Below are 15,151 nucleotides of genomic sequence, written 5' to 3' on the forward strand. Positions count from 1 at the left end.
AAGCACTAATAGACCCTTCAGGCATAAGCTTGACAGGTTATTTTATGTTTGTTCTGAATCTAAATCGCTACGGGACAAACGTGGCAACTCATAATTTCTAACAACACCTAGCCTCTAAAATTGGTCCCTTTTTTTATTAAAGAATTGGTAAAGGCAGGAGTAGACTCAATTGGTGTACTGGGATCAACTGGAAACTATGCGCATCTTAGTAGAGGGGAGCGTTTGCGTGTCCTTGAGCTTGCTGTTAGTTCTGCTGAAGGGATTCCCGTGATGACAAGCATAAGTGCGATTCGAACTTCAGAAGTACTTCGATTAGCGGAAGATGCACAACAAGCTGGGGCAAGTGCAGTACTCTTGGCTCCTATCTCCTATCAGGCGCTAACAGATGAAGAAGTGTTTTTTGTATACGAACAGGTGACAAGTTCACTCTCCATTCCACTTTGTGTTTATGATAATCCCGGCACTTCACATTTCCATTTCAGTGATGAGCTGCCCAGCAAAATTGCTAGGTTACCTAATGTTTGTTCCATTAAGATTCCCGCATACCGTCAGAATCTGATAAAGCCAAGTTACGTGTAGAAAAACTCAGAGCTGTTATTCCACTCCATGTTACGTTTGGAATAAGCGGGAATCCATCTGCATATCTAAGCTTGAGTGCAGGTTGTGACTTATGGTACTCAGTGCTAGGTGGTTTATTTCCGAGGTTATGTCTAGATATCACAAGAATGACTCAAAGTGGCCATTTAGAAGAAGCACAACACCTTTCAACATTACTAGAACCGATCTGGAAGTTATTCAATAGCTACGGTAGCCTTCGAGTGATTTCAGCAGCAAAATCACGCTTAAAATATTACAACATTGTCAATTGTCAACTATTTTGCGTTCATTAACAATGAAGTGGGTATTTTATGAATATAATCATCTTATGCAAGGGGGCTTTAATATGAATCTCACACTGATTTTTCACGCAATTGAAACAGAATTACAACTACAAATACATTTAGTCAGTGGAGAGACATATGTTGGTTTTTGTCAGGAGAGCGACTCTTCAGGTTACTTCACAATAAGAACTAAGATTGGTTTATTTTCTTTTCCTTCTTGGGCGATCAAACGAATTAAAGAAGTGTGATATCGTAGGTTATTTAATGCATGCTCTAAATTCAAATCACTCCCAAACAAAATGGGATCCAGCAAGTTTAATAGATCCGGTGTATCCCCCTCTACAATCCCACCATAATCCATAAGATGACCTATTGGATCTGGTTCCAAACGAAACCAATCCAAGTATGAGTATCCATAGAGTTGCTGGATTCCCCACAATAAAGTATGTCTCTCTGTATTGAAAATCTTTATTGTTCATCAGTACAAAAACTCCTTGTTCTCCGAACTATCTATTTCTTCGCAACCAATCGTTTTTCTGCTTTAAAGTCCTTCTTAATAACTTTATTGTTGTTCATGTAATTATCCCACGAATCATACTTACAATTAGGTGAAAAGTTATGACTAATCACATCGATGTAAATACGATACTAAGTAAACACTTCCCGCTTCTGGCACATTTTTATTGTAAAGACACTTCTTGCATTGTAGCTGTGGCTCTTGAAGAAGAACGTGGACAAAATTGAGATTAACTCCTGACTGTCCTTGGTGGAGGGGAAGTATCCGATCTTTTTACAACTCCATAACAACTATCCTCCTAATTCTATAATAACTTGGTGTTAAGATGTATAAAGATTCATCATCTTAGATCCCAATGGAGGTAATCCGATTGAACAAGAAAAAGCGGTTCGCTACATTAGTTGTTATCCTGTTTTCAGCTGGTGTGCTTGCAGCCAGTGCTCTGATCGTCCCCAGCCTGATGAATTCCGTAGTTTTCGCCAAGAACAGTTCGTCAATTCAGGGCAGTAACCGGCTGGCTTTGAGCGAAAGCACGATACCCGTGCTAAAGGTGGAGGCGCCGGCGCCGGTATCCACCATACAACAAGACCTGTATCAACAGATGACAGCGGCGCAAATCCAGCAAATCTATGACTTTATAGACAAGGCAGAAGATCCCCATATTTCAGGTCGGGAACAAACCGAATCCGAAATCAACCGCAGACAAGTGTTGGACGATAAGTATGTGTATGACGGCCTCCGCCCCAAGCAGCAGCTGCCGTTAAAGGCTGGACAAGCAGATATGTATCTAGATTTAGAAACCAATACGTACACCTACCCGGAGAGGAGTATGACTGATGAGGAACTGTTACAGCTGATTGACTGGTACTACCGGCTGAATTACTTCGTGTCAAAACGAAATCCGCCTGTGCCTCAGCTTCAGCCTCAGAAAATCAGCCAGGTTGAAGCTGAGGCACTAGCCTCTGACAGTGTGCGCAAGCTGTTCGATGCCGACGTGTCCAAGCTAAAAATATCGAGAATGCTGATTGAGCTGGGAATAAACAAACGTCCAACCTGGACAGTTCATTTTGCTCCTTACAAGAATCTTACCCTGCTCGGATCAGGCGAGGTATTCTGGGAATATGATGTGTTGATTAATGCAACAACCGGTGCCGTAGAGGATACGACAGCCATTAATTTGGCACTGAAGAGAACTCCCATCGACGACGACGCAGCCGGCACCATCCAGAAGGATGCCAGTTGGATTCATAAAGCCGTGCAGGTCATCACGGACAAACAGGGAGAAACAAGAACCATTGTCAAAGCTTATCTAACCGACACCGAGTTTAACAACAAACGCGGAATGGTGGATGTTAAACTGTTGTTGGAAGATGGAAGTAGCTATATCGCGGAGTTCCGCTATCCCGATCAGACCCTTCGTTGCCTAATCTATGAAGCTTCTGACAAAGCCAATTAAGCGGAAACGTTACAGAAATACAGCAGTCGGGGCACCGCCGCCACACTGACTTTTTCAAGACCAGTTATTAATGTAATTGTGAGTATTGCGCGAACACCAGATGGTTCTGGTTCAGGTTGATCTGCCTTCTGAGGGGTAGCTGATGCTTCGTTTGAAACTTAACTTTCCATTATTATTCAATGTAGTAACTACATAAAAATTGGTCTTACCGTTAGAAACTGATATATCTAAAAACCTATCTTATTACCAAGAAGCACAGTAGATGAAATATACAACATTAAAGGTTCTGTCTCTAAGAGCAGTATCTGTCGATATGGTGCAGAGGTTACATTTAAAGATGAGATCGGATATCCATATGATTATGGTGTCTGTAAAACAACCTTTCTGTGATGCTTTAAAGTAATGTAGGTATGACTATTGTGCTACACTTCATTCGTATGTTCGAAGGTTCCACCATTTGTAAAATCTAGTGGCCCAAGCATTTCCTACTGTGCATCAAATCTCAGTCGAATGAATAGTACTCAGCAGCCTGATTCTTGTAAATATTACCATTTGATTATAAAATCAAACAAAGGCGGTGTTAACAATGAGATTAGTACTATTCATGTTGGCTGGAGTAGGCGCGATTTTCTATCTCTCATTAGGAATCATTATTGTAAAGGTAATCCTTACAAGAAAATTACCAAATAATAATTACACTCCATTTGACTACATCACGGCCCAATCTCCTGTTGAGTTTCACGATGAGAAAAAAGAGATAGAAGAAAATGCGGACCATGGTGATGATAAGGATAAAAACATCATTTCGTTATCAAAACGACGACCTTCTCTTCCCTGATGCGCAATAGGCTTCTACTTCGTCATAACCTTTGGAGGGATACTCCTACTCCTTTAATGATCTGTATCTTCGTACTGTGACATAAAAAAACTCTTACGTTATAATAGTGTTGAATTAAATATTGAAGGGACTGAACTATGCGCAGATATCGATATCTTAACCCCAAAATAAATAGATAATGGAGGTAATATATTGATTACAGAAATACAAACCAAAAGACTAAAATTAAGAAAAATGAAATTATCTGACTCTGCTAGTTTGTTTAACATTTGGTCTGATCCTGAGGTTACAAAGTTTATGAATATCAATAGTTTCACTGATGAAAGCCAAGCAGTAGAAATGATTAAAATTCTTAATAACCTGTCTTTGGAAAGCAAAGCTATTCGTTATTCCATAATCGAGTTAGAATCAAATCGCATAATTGGTTCCTGCGGTTATAATTCTATAGATTCTTCAAACGCTAAAGCAGAGATTGGATACGATATTAGTAAAGATTATTGGGGCAAGGGATATGCTCCTGAGGCCATTCAATCTCTGATGGATTATGCGTTCAACACTTTAAATTTCAACAGGATAGAAGCAAAAGTCGAACCCGAAAACAATAATTCCATAAGAGTTTTGCAAAAGTTAAACTATACATTCGAAGGAACAATGAGAAAGTGCGAAATGTCCAAAGGAAAGTTTATTGATTTAAGCATTTTCTCAAAATTAGTAACAGAGTAACTTTTAATGGGTGGGCCTACATTTTTATGGTGTAGGCCTTTTATTTACTTCACGTTGCTCAACTAAATGCGTACTGTGTATTAAGTAGAGCAACTGTTGTCACATCTTCCAAACGTAGAGGGCTAGACAGACTCTCCTAGCCTCTTTTTTTGAAACCAGTAAATTAACACCTCTTTACCGAAAAGATAGCTAGATAAAATCTCGACACAGCCGATTCCGGATCGAGCTTAACCGCCTTCTGCCAGCAGCTCTGAGCTTCTGTTTACAGATATTCAAATTAGGTATTTATTGATAATATTTATTCCTTAAGGAGGTGGACGCACTGTTAATGATCTTTGATAAGTTATTTAATATTTCCAAGGTTGCTGCATATGCAACAATTGCGATGTACACATTCTTCCAGTTTGTACTCACAAAACATAATACGGTAAATGATTTAATCAATAGCAACCTTTTAGTTTATGTCGTAGCTGCTGCTATTCTTGAAGCATTACATAATCTATATGACTTTTTATGTGGTCATCTAGAGCGGTAATTCTACTACTACCAAACCTCACCAGCCCAGCGTTCCGTTTCCGTTACTTCAATACCTCGACGAAAATAACTCGGAAATACGGGAGCGCGACCGCATGAGTCGCGGGCTCTCCCAAACTGACGATATGTTCGCTAGACAGTTGATTTCCACCGATCGCCTCACTTTCTTTTAATAAACTTTGGCCATACGCAGTACGTGTCAGTGCCATCGGGCCAAAGCTTACCCAGGCACACATCATGGCGCAACAATGGATAGATTTACTTTATTGGTCCCTATTAATCATCTATTTTTTATATGGAGCACTTAATTGACCATCTATTGATTACATTGTATAATACAGGTATATTATGTAAAATAAAGGCAGGTGAGGCTGTTGGATGGAAATATCGATTTAGATTTAGATATAAATCTTCTAGATCTTGATCCAGCCGTAAAAGTTCTTAAAATGATATATTCTTTTGAAAGCTGGCCCAATCTTCTAAAACTAGCAGATACCTTTTTCAACCGAATAACTCAAATTTATAATAATTACACACACAATAATGAACTGGAACTAAAACACCAACGACCTTTAATTTATTATTATGGATACAGCTTGCTTATGTTGGGACTAGCCCACAAAGAAATTGAAAATTATGATAAAGCTCGAACTTACATTAAAGCTTATAGCGATTTGAGTTGGTTCAAGGGATTAGATGCTGAAGGATTAAATGAGGTAGCCTATTATAAGTACATATCAGAACCAAATCTTTTAGAAGTAGAAGTGCTTTCTGGAAATATTCAATTCATAGATCGCTATGTTTCGTTCCTTTTATCCAACTCTAAAGAAGTTCTACCAGGACTAATAACTTTGTTAAAGGCAGCTACTAATTTTGATTTAAACATTGAATCTCATTTAGCTCTTTTCTCTAATAGAATTTCAAAATTTGAGGATACCGCTGCTGATGAAATTATAATAAATTCCTACCAAGAAACTTTTTTTATTAATATGATCAGATATAAAACAAAAATTCAAGATTATAATACAGCTATCAAATATAGCATGAAATTATTAGATTCTGCAGAGGTCACAAACTCTGATAAAATCTTTAAACAAGCAGTAGTATACTTCGAATCATTACGTTCATGTGCTGATACTACTCAAATTAAAGATTTTGAAGAGAAAATAATAAATTTCAAAGAAAGGGTTGAGTCTCTGTGAAGAAATTTGCTGTATCTTTATTGTTGGTCCTCACTATCGTCAGCATTGCGCCAGCACTGCCAAGTACCTCACCAGTGGTCTTATTCCACGGAGCAGAACATTAATATCAGAAGTACAGCGCGGGTTAGGAGATTGCTCCTAACCTGTTTTTTATTAAGTGAATTATGTAGTTATTGCAATAACATCCTCCATCTTGAACCAATCCCACTCATCCTCCGACCAGCGGAGTTTAATTCCCTGTTGTTTATCCAGTTTCATCACGATACCTCGTTTTAATATATTCTCCATGGGATCAAACAGAGTGAGTGTAATCGGGCTGTGCTCTTCCATCGAACGATATAACAATTTTTCAAAGCGCTCTATCTCCTGTAGATCTAGAGTGGGTTTTTCACGACGTTCCTGCTCATTATTGTCATCTATAATCCGGTTTTTATGTTCGGGCAATATCATTCTGCTACACTCCCATACGTTCTCTAATTTTTTCATCATGAAGTTGCCCTCCTAATAATCCGTCCAGTAATTCGTTTTGCTACCATCTATCCCCCACTGGAGCTCTTGTGGCTCTGACTTTTTCTTTTTAAACCTAGGGTCAATCCTTTCCCAGCCTTCAATAATTCGGGCGCTCTCTGGTGGAGTGTGCGGGGTCCATTCTATATATTTTTCGTTAACTAATTCCCTAAGCCCACTAATGATCTTACTTGGTGTCCGTCCACTCTTGATTTCTAACTCCTGTAAAGTTGGCATATGAGCATGATGCACGGCAGAGTGGCGCATGATCATTAGTAGCTTTCGGGCGGTGTCACTAAGCATGTCGCTTCATTTGCACAGGCTGCCAAGCAAGAATATTAGCCTCCAGAAATACGCGCGGAGCTCCGGTTGATAAGCAAGTTGCGCGAATATATTCTCCACGAATCCCTTTCACTTCAATTTTACGTTGAGATATCTTACCTGATTTATCTTGGTACACTATTTCAATGGTTTGACCGATTCTTATTTGCATAATTACTCACCTTCCAAGGATAAGAACATTTGTTTGTATTATAACCAAACGTACGTTCGTTAATCAATGTAAAAATATCCCGCCAGGCATGAATTATTACATACAAAGTCATCGCTCAGGTTTATAATTTGTTTTATAAGCATTTATTGCATTTCCGCAAACAAACTAAGGAGTATGAGTGTTTTTTATATGTTATAGGGGGAAACGAATATTAGGACCGATGACTGAGGTTGAAGCTATGCGTGAATGGTTTACTCTCTCCGGTACAGTGAAGGAGATTTATATTATTGAGGTAGATGAGAACGATAAGGTAAGACGCCAGATCGGACCCACAAAGAAGAAAAAGAAATAAATATAAAGGAAAATAACGTAAAAAAGCCCCATCGACCCATTAAGGTTGACGAGGTTGTTTTTAATTTTCAAAAAGGAAACTGAGTAAGCGAGACTATTAACAGTACAATCCCAATAATCGAGGATAGCACAGCCATTTTATCTTTAGTTTTCAAATACAATGCCGCTCCATTAAATATTAAAGCTCCGCACATCCCCAGCATAGTCCAAGAGATTATCACTTGATCCTGACCGCGGAAAAATGTGATTCCCAGAATGATTGTTGCTGCACTGAATAAAATACCGCACACCCTTAGTACTTTCAGCAAAATGTTCACCTCCGAAAAATAAAACACGCTAATCTAATATATTGGTTCCGTCATAAATTAAAATTCATAGATTACTATTCCTATATCTGGTAGAATCAACTAGCAATTATTAGCAGATTTAGGGGGATATAAGATTGAACAAAAAAGCTTTTTTATGTATCGTGGCAACTATTGTAATCCTTTCAGGATGTGGTAGTTCCACAACAAATTCAGAGAAAAAAAATACAACGTCTACAGGAGTTACACCGTCCGAAGCAACAGCCAGCCCTTCAGAGCCCACTCCTGAGCCAAAAAAGAAACTTACAGCTTCCGAGAAACTGGCTCTCAACTATGTGGAGATTTTCCTCAATGGTTCAGATATCGAAGCGAAAAAGAAATTCGTATCCGAAAATATACTTCCAGATGTACAACCCATTTTCCAAATGGCTGAATCTACTGAGACACCCGAGAATAATAAACTTAAGAATCCTACAGTAATTGAAACAGCTGATTATACGGACAAAGCTGGCGGAAAAGATAAACTCGTGCTTATCCAAGGTGAGAAGTCTTCCTCCAATAGCGAACTTATCATTTTTATTAAGGATGATAAAGTTGGTTGGGGATATTCGTCTAATGACAAGGACAAGGATGCATTTAACGAAGTGAGGAAACTCTTTAAGGAACCTGTAATTAATACTTCAGCTTCAGGTAATGCAGGTACAACTGAACAGTCTCCTGAAGCGACGCTTAAAGAAATCAGTAATTTTGTCGTTTCAGATATTTGGAATGATGGATTTGTTGATATCAGCTGGTATGCAGGTTCAGGAACTGGCTCTACGGGTCAAACAATAGATATAGATTTTACAATCGAGCAATTAGCAAAAGCAATGACCCAAAAAATGGAGTATGATAATTATATCAACAACCTTGATGCAAAATATGATTCAATTAAAAGCATCTGGGCTAAGCTCACGGGTGAGATGGATCGTATGTACAAACAAATCCAAGATACGCCTCCTATTGCAAATGATGCAACCACCAAAATAGATACAGGAATATTCACCCAGTACTTGAGAGCTTTTACTGATGAGGTTGACAAATTACCTAATACTTAGATTAAAAAATAAAGTCCCTGCCGGCCGCCACGGTTAGCAGGGATTTTGTTCGGCTTTAATGGCTTGCGACTCAAAATAGTAATCCACCAGAGCATAGATGAAACCAGCAATTCCGAAAAAAACAATAGCTGTACTACTATTCAAATGGTATTCCCGTATAAAGCGTTCATCGTACACCTCGTAAAAGAAACCATATCCCGCAATACCACTCAATAAGAATATCATTATGCGGCTTATTAAAGGATTAGCTATCTTTCGAATAACCCATGATAAAGGAAGCAGTATAACCGGGTAAAGAAGAACTGAAAAAAGGAACATCAGAAAAATAAAAGCAAACCCAATGTTTTGAAAACCGTAATATTCTGTTGTACTTATTTTATTTCCTTCCCAAAGCTCCAATCCAAAGGCTGCCAGGGTGAATAAAACCGTCGAAATAAACCATAACGTTATAGGCTTAACTGCACGCAAAACAATCCCACCATCTTTATGCTTTTTATACTTACAGCCGATTTTTCAAATTATCATTTCGCACTTGGTTCTATTGAGGTTAAGAATGGCTTTTGCCCTATTCTACTATTATATGAAATAAAGTACTCCTCATTTACATCTATTAACTTATATATTCCTTTTGGGATTGTGACTGTATTTTGATCACCGCTCATATTTTGTATTACTATTTCTCTTTTATTTACTGACACTACATTAACAACAGCTGAAGTCCCTGCCATCAAAAAGTACCATATGGATATTATATCATTAATTCCCATATATTATAGTTATGATTTCCCTTTGGAAGGGTTAATTGGCTTGTAATATGGGTAATCCATCTTCTCTTGAATTTCTCGAACTACATTTTCATTAGTAAGCGATTCTATGAAATATAAACCCAGATCAATCGAAGCTGCTACTCCTCCCCCAGTAAAAACATTTCCATCCCTTACGAACCGTTCCTTAACTACTTCGGAACAATAAGGTGCTAATAGTTCATATGCAGAAGGGTTGGTAGTCGCCTTCTTCTGATTTAAGAAACCGGCAGCTCCCAAAATCAAAGCCCCTGTACACACTGACACCTTGTATTCAACCTCTCGAGCAGTCTGAATCCATGTTATAAAATCAGTATCGAATCTAAGTTGTCGAGTGGATAACCCTCCAGGGATAAATATCAAATCATAGGCTGACAGATCAGGGGAAACCTGGTTTATTTTCAACGTCAATCCTCGATCATCCGTGACTTCTTCCTTGTTGGAACAAAAATCCCACGATACATTTTCTATCGCCTTTAGAACTCCCATCCGGGTAACCGCATCGTAAAAACCAACAAAATCTAACGTAGTCATTCCGTCAAATAGAATATAAGCCATCTTCAGCATTTTCATTCTACACACTCCTTCGATACTTTTCGGCGAAATTCATTGGGGGTTATCCCGTATTCATTTTTAAAAACACGATAGAAAGAGCGCAAACTGTTGAATCCGGAATCAAACGCAATATCCGTGACCGGATGGGTAGTGGATAACAGCAGCATATGAGCAAAGGCTACCCGTTGGCCATTGATGTAATCACGAAATGAAATATGAAACTGCTCCGAAAAGATTCGGGAAATGATAAATTTACTAATGCCAAGCTCTCTTGAAAGCGTATCCAGATTTATGTGATCTAAAAAATGCATGTCGATGTAAGCAAGGATTTTGGGGACGAGATCCATTTCTTTTTTGTAGTCTACTTTTTTCATTAGCAGTAACGGCAGAGCGTGCCCTAATACTACAGAGGTATAAGCCTTGAGCAGACGAACATCACATTGTTCTTTATATAGTTTATACAAGGTTGCCAGCAGATCTTGAAGCACCTTTTGTTTCGAAACTATAGGGTTATCCGGAACATGATTAAGCAAATCCCCCGCAAAATCCCCCGGAAACGTGGCGTCAAAAAAGAACAGCAGGATCTGGCTTTTCTCTATGGTTTTGTAGCTGTGAGGTTGATTGGAAAAAATAATCGCTATGTCTCCTTCAGACAAATCATACTCTTTTCCATTGATGTTGATATTGATTTTGCCGGACAAAACCATTGTTATCTCTACATTTTTGTGTAGATGAAGAGGATAAGTGTTATTGGTAGAAATAAAGGAGTGAAACGCCTGGTCACGATGCTGATATTTAATATTCATGTTTTTCTCCCTATCGTCATGGAATGCCAAGCACTATAGCTGCTGTAATACTAAGAACATAATATGAATTTGTTCGTTTGCGCAAGAACCAAAGAGCAATAGTTGGCACAAAAAAAGATTTTTTTGGCAGGTAAATACGCCCTAAAAGTTTTAAAGTATTACCAGTAAGCTGCTTGTCGCAGACCAGTAACATTTCACTGAGAGGAGGAAGTATAACAGGAACAGCATTCAGCGATAAGACTGTATCCATGTTATACGTCAAAAAGATGAAATGGAAGAGTAAAAAATCAGGTAAGGTTATGGGTGTCTTATTGAGTTTTTCGGTAGCGTTTTCATTTTTAGGAGGTCACACACTTGCAGCTTCAGGGCAGACAGACGGAGACAAAAGTTTTGCGGGTGCCTCTATTCTTGCTTTTCCTGGCGCGGAAGGTGGCGGCGCCTATACGAGCGGTGGTCGAGGAGGCGATGTATACATCGTAACTACCCTTGAAGATTACGCTGTAAAAGACAAACCGATTGCAGGCTCCCTTCGCTATGGGATTTTATCTACTCCTAAAGAGGGTCGTACAATTGTTTTTCATGTTTCCGGAACGATTGAACTGAAGAGCACGTTAAGTCTCAATAATATTAAAAACCTGACCATCGCTGGGCAAACCGCTCCAGGCAACGGAATTACCATTGCAGGTTGGGATACAAATATCAGCAATTCAGAGAATATCATCATACGCTACACCTCTTTCCGTCCGGGTGCCACTAATGTGTATAATGGCAGCGATTCAATGGATGCGCTTTGGGGGAGAGACAACAGCTACTTCCTCATTGACCATTGTTCCTTCAGTTGGAACACAGATGAAACTCTATCTTTATATAGAGGCGAAAATGGCACGATCCAGTGGTCCATTATTTCCGAAAGTCTGACTCTATCCGGGCATTCCAAAGGAAGACATGGCTACGGTGGTATTTCAGGCGGAGACAAAACAACATTCCATCACAATCTGTATGCGAACCATACCTCGCGAAACCCAAGACTAGGCGGCGGTTACGCAGGTGCTGCAGATGCTGATCATGTGGCGGTTGTTCAGTTCTCGAACAATGTAATTTACAATTGGGGCTTTAACGGCACTTATGGCGGAGGTTTTACTTTTACTAACTTTATGAACAATATCGAAATTGCCGGTCCAGGTACAAGAGATAATGTAACTAACAGAGTCATTGATGCCGGTGAAGCTACCAAGCTGGGCGGTTTCTACATCGCTGGAAACAGAATTAACGGCAAGCTCACAGGCTTACTGAATGATTCTTCAGATTATGTGAAATTTTCCGGTGTACAGAGTGGTGAACAAAAGACGACCCTTGCAGCCACACCATATCTTTCCGCGGACAGTACTGGAGTTAACCATGGTATTACCAATAAAGCATTTGATAATTATGTTAAGTCCGGCGTAAAGCAAGCGAATGAATCACTATTAAAAAGCATTCTGCAACAAGCGGGAGCTACCTATCCGCGTCGCGATGCTATCGATGCAAGAATTGTGGCAGAAGTCGAGCAGAACTCGGGAAGATATATCAACACTGAACATGAAGTCGGGGGTTACATTTCAGACTTTGGCGTCATTGAGGCACAATATGATAAGCAATTTGACACTAATCAAAACGGAATAGACGACAAGTGGGAAAAGAAAAATAAAATCTGGGGCATCAAGGATGCATACAAAACGGTTACTAAAAATGGTTACACCTGGCTTGAGCTTTATATTAACGGTCTAGTTGATATGAAACACGTCGCCGACAACCCCGTTGCTAAGCTTTTGGCGCCAGAAAACAATGCACAATTTGTTACCGGGAAAGAGGTCGAAGTTAAAATTAACGCTTCCCCTAAATCCGGAAACAAAATAAAAAAAGTTGCTGTATATAATGGCTCTAAATATCTTGGGGAAGCAGTCAAAAAAGGCAACACATATACGTATACCCTCAAGAATTTAACGGATGCTTCATACTATATCTCTGCAAGAGTGACCGATACCCAAGGAAATGAGACGCAGACCACAGCTGCTAACATTCATGTCAATACCGCTACCTCTTCCCTGGCTGGAAAGGGTTGGACTACAGCAGATATCGGTGATCCGTACATTAAGGGTTCCGGAAGTATGACAAATGATGTGCTTACCGTTAAAGGCAACGGAAAGCTTGGAAAAAGTGAAGGTGGCACAGAACGATCAGAAGCAAACAATGCAACCAAAGATGACTTCCACTTCGTGTATAAAGAAATGAACGGAGATATGGAATTTACCGCGAAGCTCGAAGAAATCGGGGCCGTTGACAACCATGCCTTCACCGGGCTAATGATCCGCGATGACTTGAATAAAGACAGTGCCGCGGCGGCCCTTGGTATCTCCTATGTGAAGTTGTCCAAAGAAACCAGCTGGTCATCTTATCTGACGGGCAGAAACATTAAGGGCGGAGGATTTGATGAATTAACTGAAACTTTAGACAGCGTATCAGCTGCTGAAAAAGCTGGCATTCAACTTGTTCCAGATATTCCGTTCAAAATAAATGGTGTGGAGCAAGGGTATTGGCTCAAGCTTGGCCGTAAGGGAGATGTTTTTTATGCTTACGGATCAACGGACGGAAAAGACTGGAAGCTAATTGGCGAGCGAACTATTGCTATGGATGGTTCGGTATATGTCGGATTTGCCGTTGACAGTAATGATGTTGCCAATAAGATTGAGCAACTGAACTATGCTAAGTTCTCTAACATTACTGTGGAGAATACATTCACTCCAATAGGTGACTCAGCGGTAAATAAATAGCATCTGTTCATCTACACAGTTCCAAAAACACGGAAGCCAGTAAAGCGGCTTCCGTGTTTTTATTGATATCCGACTGGACCAACACAATATATTGCCTGATTCGCTGTTCACTGTTTTTACTCCACGAGAATGAAGCTGACTTTACAACGTTCCCTTTTCAAGAACATACTCTTCATTGGAGTTTTTTAAAACGATATCAAATTTATGATGATAAGAATGCATAAACAACTCATATTGCATCCTACGCTGTTCATGGGATTTTCTTAAATAATTTATATCCGTTCCTCTTTCAGAAACATCACGTATACTCCTTCTCACCAACTCGGTTTCTCCATCCGTATATAAGTAGATTTTCAGATCATACAAATTTGGGTCAGTAAAAGCAACGCTCATGCCTTCTACAATATTTATCTTGTTTTGTGAAGATATGAACATACTTTTTGTATAGTCCGTGCCAATGGTGTAAAAATCCAACCCATCCCTCAACATATGAATATCTCTCTCTAAAGCAGATATATAATGAGCAGCAGGATGACAAGCTGTCACTTTATCGTGGTAATGTTCATTCTTATATTCATAGTCGATAGAAGTGTATTTTCTAAGACTAGATTCAACAATATAGGGGTCTGTATTAATATAATTCACATCATCCTGCTGCAAAAGCTTTAAAAGATTATGAGCAAACGTTGTTTTTCCAGATGCACCATGACCCGAAATCCCAATGATGATTCTATTAGCCTCACCGCTAATCAAATTAGCTATCTTATGTAACACCTTGTCCATATTATTCGCCCCTCTCCCTACTCGATCCTATGTATTCCTTACTCCGCTATGGTTTAGCACATTAAAATCTATGGTGCATTTTATATAAAGAAACTTAATAGAAAGGGGTAGATCTTCCATGGCTACTCGTCAGCCTGATTTAGTGTTGATCAGTTGGAGCAGAAATCCTTTGGTTGCTGGATCAGCACGTAGGATTATTGCCGCCCGTGTTATTGGAAATGCCGTGCCTTGCAGACCTAGCTTGAGACCCAATGGATTGCTTAACACCGCTTTGGCTTGCTTATTAGACAACGATGTTGGTTTTAAAGTAGTCTTTCGTAAAAAGACTTCAAACATTAGCGGATATATTTTGTTACAACGTAACTAATAGGTTTAGGGGGCAGTGAAATTGCTGCTCTCTTTTTTCTGTGTTTCTCATTACACTTAAAGTCCAATCATTCCTAGAAAATGGTGTATATAATTTATTAGGAATTGAATCTGATTGAAAATG

The 15,151-nt window shown here is 39.3% G+C and carries 17 protein-coding genes and 1 pseudogene; 11 read left to right on the top strand and 7 right to left on the bottom strand.

The window, feature by feature from the left end; all coding sequences use genetic code 11:
• Positions 1-135: 135 nt before the first annotated feature.
• The 8 genes and pseudogenes from NST45_RS15260 to NST45_RS15295 form a co-directional block, all read left to right on the top strand.
• A pseudogene (locus NST45_RS15260) lies at positions 136-833 on the top strand (dihydrodipicolinate synthase family protein); the annotation flags it as partial.
• Between the two features lie 110 nt (positions 834-943).
• The gene (locus NST45_RS15265) at positions 944-1,129 is read left to right on the top strand and encodes a hypothetical protein (RefSeq protein WP_143763110.1); all 186 of its coding nucleotides are present in this window, start codon (positions 944-946) and stop codon (positions 1,127-1,129) included.
• Between the two features lie 370 nt (positions 1,130-1,499).
• Positions 1,500-1,625 (top strand): hypothetical protein, encoded by a 126-nt coding sequence (locus NST45_RS15270; RefSeq protein ID WP_256717054.1) that lies wholly within the window; start codon positions 1,500-1,502, stop codon positions 1,623-1,625.
• Positions 1,626-1,768: 143 nt separating this feature from the next.
• Positions 1,769-2,854, top strand: a complete 1,086-nt coding sequence (locus NST45_RS15275; RefSeq protein ID WP_256715480.1) for a hypothetical protein — start codon at positions 1,769-1,771, stop codon at positions 2,852-2,854.
• 586 nt (positions 2,855-3,440) lie between these two features.
• A complete protein-coding gene (locus NST45_RS15280) occupies positions 3,441-3,692 on the top strand; it encodes a DUF3951 domain-containing protein (RefSeq protein ID WP_036686019.1) in 252 nt (83 codons plus the stop codon).
• 192 nt (positions 3,693-3,884) lie between these two features.
• Positions 3,885-4,415: a GNAT family protein gene (locus tag NST45_RS15285; RefSeq protein WP_036686017.1), complete on the top strand. Its 531-nt coding sequence runs from the start codon at positions 3,885-3,887 to the stop codon at positions 4,413-4,415.
• A 328-nt stretch (positions 4,416-4,743) separates the two neighbouring features.
• Complete coding sequence (locus NST45_RS15290; RefSeq protein WP_036686015.1) at positions 4,744-4,950, top strand: hypothetical protein; 207 nt, start codon at positions 4,744-4,746, stop codon at positions 4,948-4,950.
• Positions 4,951-5,323: 373 nt separating this feature from the next.
• Positions 5,324-6,151 carry a hypothetical protein gene (locus tag NST45_RS15295; protein WP_036686014.1) on the top strand — a complete coding sequence of 276 codons (828 nt, stop codon included), beginning with the start codon at positions 5,324-5,326 and terminating at the stop codon, positions 6,149-6,151.
• A 162-nt stretch (positions 6,152-6,313) separates the two neighbouring features.
• Here NST45_RS15295 and NST45_RS15300 read toward each other — a convergent pair whose 3' ends face one another.
• The 3 genes from NST45_RS15300 to NST45_RS15310 all read right to left on the bottom strand — a co-directional run bounded on the left by NST45_RS15300 (position 6,314) and on the right by NST45_RS15310 (position 7,810).
• Complete coding sequence (locus NST45_RS15300) at positions 6,314-6,640, bottom strand: YolD-like family protein (protein WP_036686011.1); 327 nt, start codon at positions 6,638-6,640, stop codon at positions 6,314-6,316.
• Positions 6,641-6,953: 313 nt separating this feature from the next.
• Positions 6,954-7,154, bottom strand: a complete 201-nt coding sequence (locus NST45_RS15305) for a hypothetical protein (protein WP_036686009.1) — start codon at positions 7,152-7,154, stop codon at positions 6,954-6,956.
• A 416-nt stretch (positions 7,155-7,570) separates the two neighbouring features.
• The gene (locus NST45_RS15310; RefSeq protein WP_339826071.1) at positions 7,571-7,810 is read right to left on the bottom strand and encodes a hypothetical protein; all 240 of its coding nucleotides are present in this window, start codon (positions 7,808-7,810) and stop codon (positions 7,571-7,573) included.
• A 134-nt stretch (positions 7,811-7,944) separates the two neighbouring features.
• On the opposite strand from NST45_RS15310, the gene NST45_RS15315 reads away from it, so the two are divergent.
• Positions 7,945-8,904, top strand: coding sequence for a hypothetical protein (locus NST45_RS15315; protein WP_339826074.1), 960 nt, complete (start codon positions 7,945-7,947; stop codon positions 8,902-8,904).
• A gap of 33 nt (positions 8,905-8,937) precedes the next feature.
• Here the strand turns inward: NST45_RS15315 and NST45_RS15320 are convergent, their stop codons facing one another.
• The 3 genes from NST45_RS15320 to NST45_RS15330 form a co-directional block, all read right to left on the bottom strand.
• The gene (locus NST45_RS15320; protein ID WP_051491432.1) at positions 8,938-9,372 is read right to left on the bottom strand and encodes a hypothetical protein; all 435 of its coding nucleotides are present in this window, start codon (positions 9,370-9,372) and stop codon (positions 8,938-8,940) included.
• 308 nt (positions 9,373-9,680) lie between these two features.
• Entirely contained in the window at positions 9,681-10,271 is a 591-nt protein-coding gene (locus tag NST45_RS15325) for a DJ-1/PfpI family protein (protein ID WP_038574385.1), read from the bottom strand.
• Positions 10,272-10,276: 5 nt separating this feature from the next.
• Positions 10,277-11,068: an AraC family transcriptional regulator gene (locus NST45_RS15330; RefSeq protein WP_036686005.1), complete on the bottom strand. Its 792-nt coding sequence runs from the start codon at positions 11,066-11,068 to the stop codon at positions 10,277-10,279.
• A gap of 248 nt (positions 11,069-11,316) precedes the next feature.
• Between NST45_RS15330 and NST45_RS15335 the strand changes: the two genes are divergently transcribed.
• On the top strand, positions 11,317-13,878 hold the full coding sequence (locus tag NST45_RS15335; RefSeq protein ID WP_339826076.1) for an Ig-like domain-containing protein: 2,562 nt from the start codon (positions 11,317-11,319) through the stop codon (positions 13,876-13,878).
• Positions 13,879-14,019: 141 nt separating this feature from the next.
• Here the strand turns inward: NST45_RS15335 and NST45_RS15340 are convergent, their stop codons facing one another.
• Positions 14,020-14,661, bottom strand: a complete 642-nt coding sequence (locus tag NST45_RS15340) for a phosphoribulokinase (protein WP_038570174.1) — start codon at positions 14,659-14,661, stop codon at positions 14,020-14,022.
• 118 nt (positions 14,662-14,779) lie between these two features.
• Here NST45_RS15340 and NST45_RS15345 point away from each other — a divergent pair, with 118 nt between their 5' ends.
• On the top strand, positions 14,780-15,028 hold the full coding sequence (locus tag NST45_RS15345) for a hypothetical protein (RefSeq protein ID WP_038570172.1): 249 nt from the start codon (positions 14,780-14,782) through the stop codon (positions 15,026-15,028).
• The last annotated feature ends 123 nt before the right edge of the window (positions 15,029-15,151 follow it).

It is taken from the genome of Paenibacillus sp. FSL R7-0163, from assembly GCF_037969975.1.
In the GTDB taxonomy this organism is placed as follows: domain Bacteria; phylum Bacillota; class Bacilli; order Paenibacillales; family Paenibacillaceae; genus Paenibacillus_AQ; species Paenibacillus_AQ odorifer.

Coding starts and splice junctions, on each gene's coding strand:
- NST45_RS15265 (WP_143763110.1), top strand. CDS start 944: ATGAATCTCACACTGATTTTTCACGCAATTGAAACAGAATTACAACTA.
- NST45_RS15270 (WP_256717054.1), top strand. CDS start 1,500: ATGACTAATCACATCGATGTAAATACGATACTAAGTAAACACTTCCCG.
- NST45_RS15280 (WP_036686019.1), top strand. CDS start 3,441: ATGAGATTAGTACTATTCATGTTGGCTGGAGTAGGCGCGATTTTCTAT.
- NST45_RS15290 (WP_036686015.1), top strand. CDS start 4,744: ATGATCTTTGATAAGTTATTTAATATTTCCAAGGTTGCTGCATATGCA.
- NST45_RS15300 (WP_036686011.1), bottom strand. CDS start 6,640: ATGATGAAAAAATTAGAGAACGTATGGGAGTGTAGCAGAATGATATTG.
- NST45_RS15330 (WP_036686005.1), bottom strand. CDS start 11,068: ATGAATATTAAATATCAGCATCGTGACCAGGCGTTTCACTCCTTTATT.
- NST45_RS15335 (WP_339826076.1), top strand. CDS start 11,317: ATGTTATACGTCAAAAAGATGAAATGGAAGAGTAAAAAATCAGGTAAG.
- NST45_RS15340 (WP_038570174.1), bottom strand. CDS start 14,661: ATGGACAAGGTGTTACATAAGATAGCTAATTTGATTAGCGGTGAGGCT.
- NST45_RS15345 (WP_038570172.1), top strand. CDS start 14,780: ATGGCTACTCGTCAGCCTGATTTAGTGTTGATCAGTTGGAGCAGAAAT.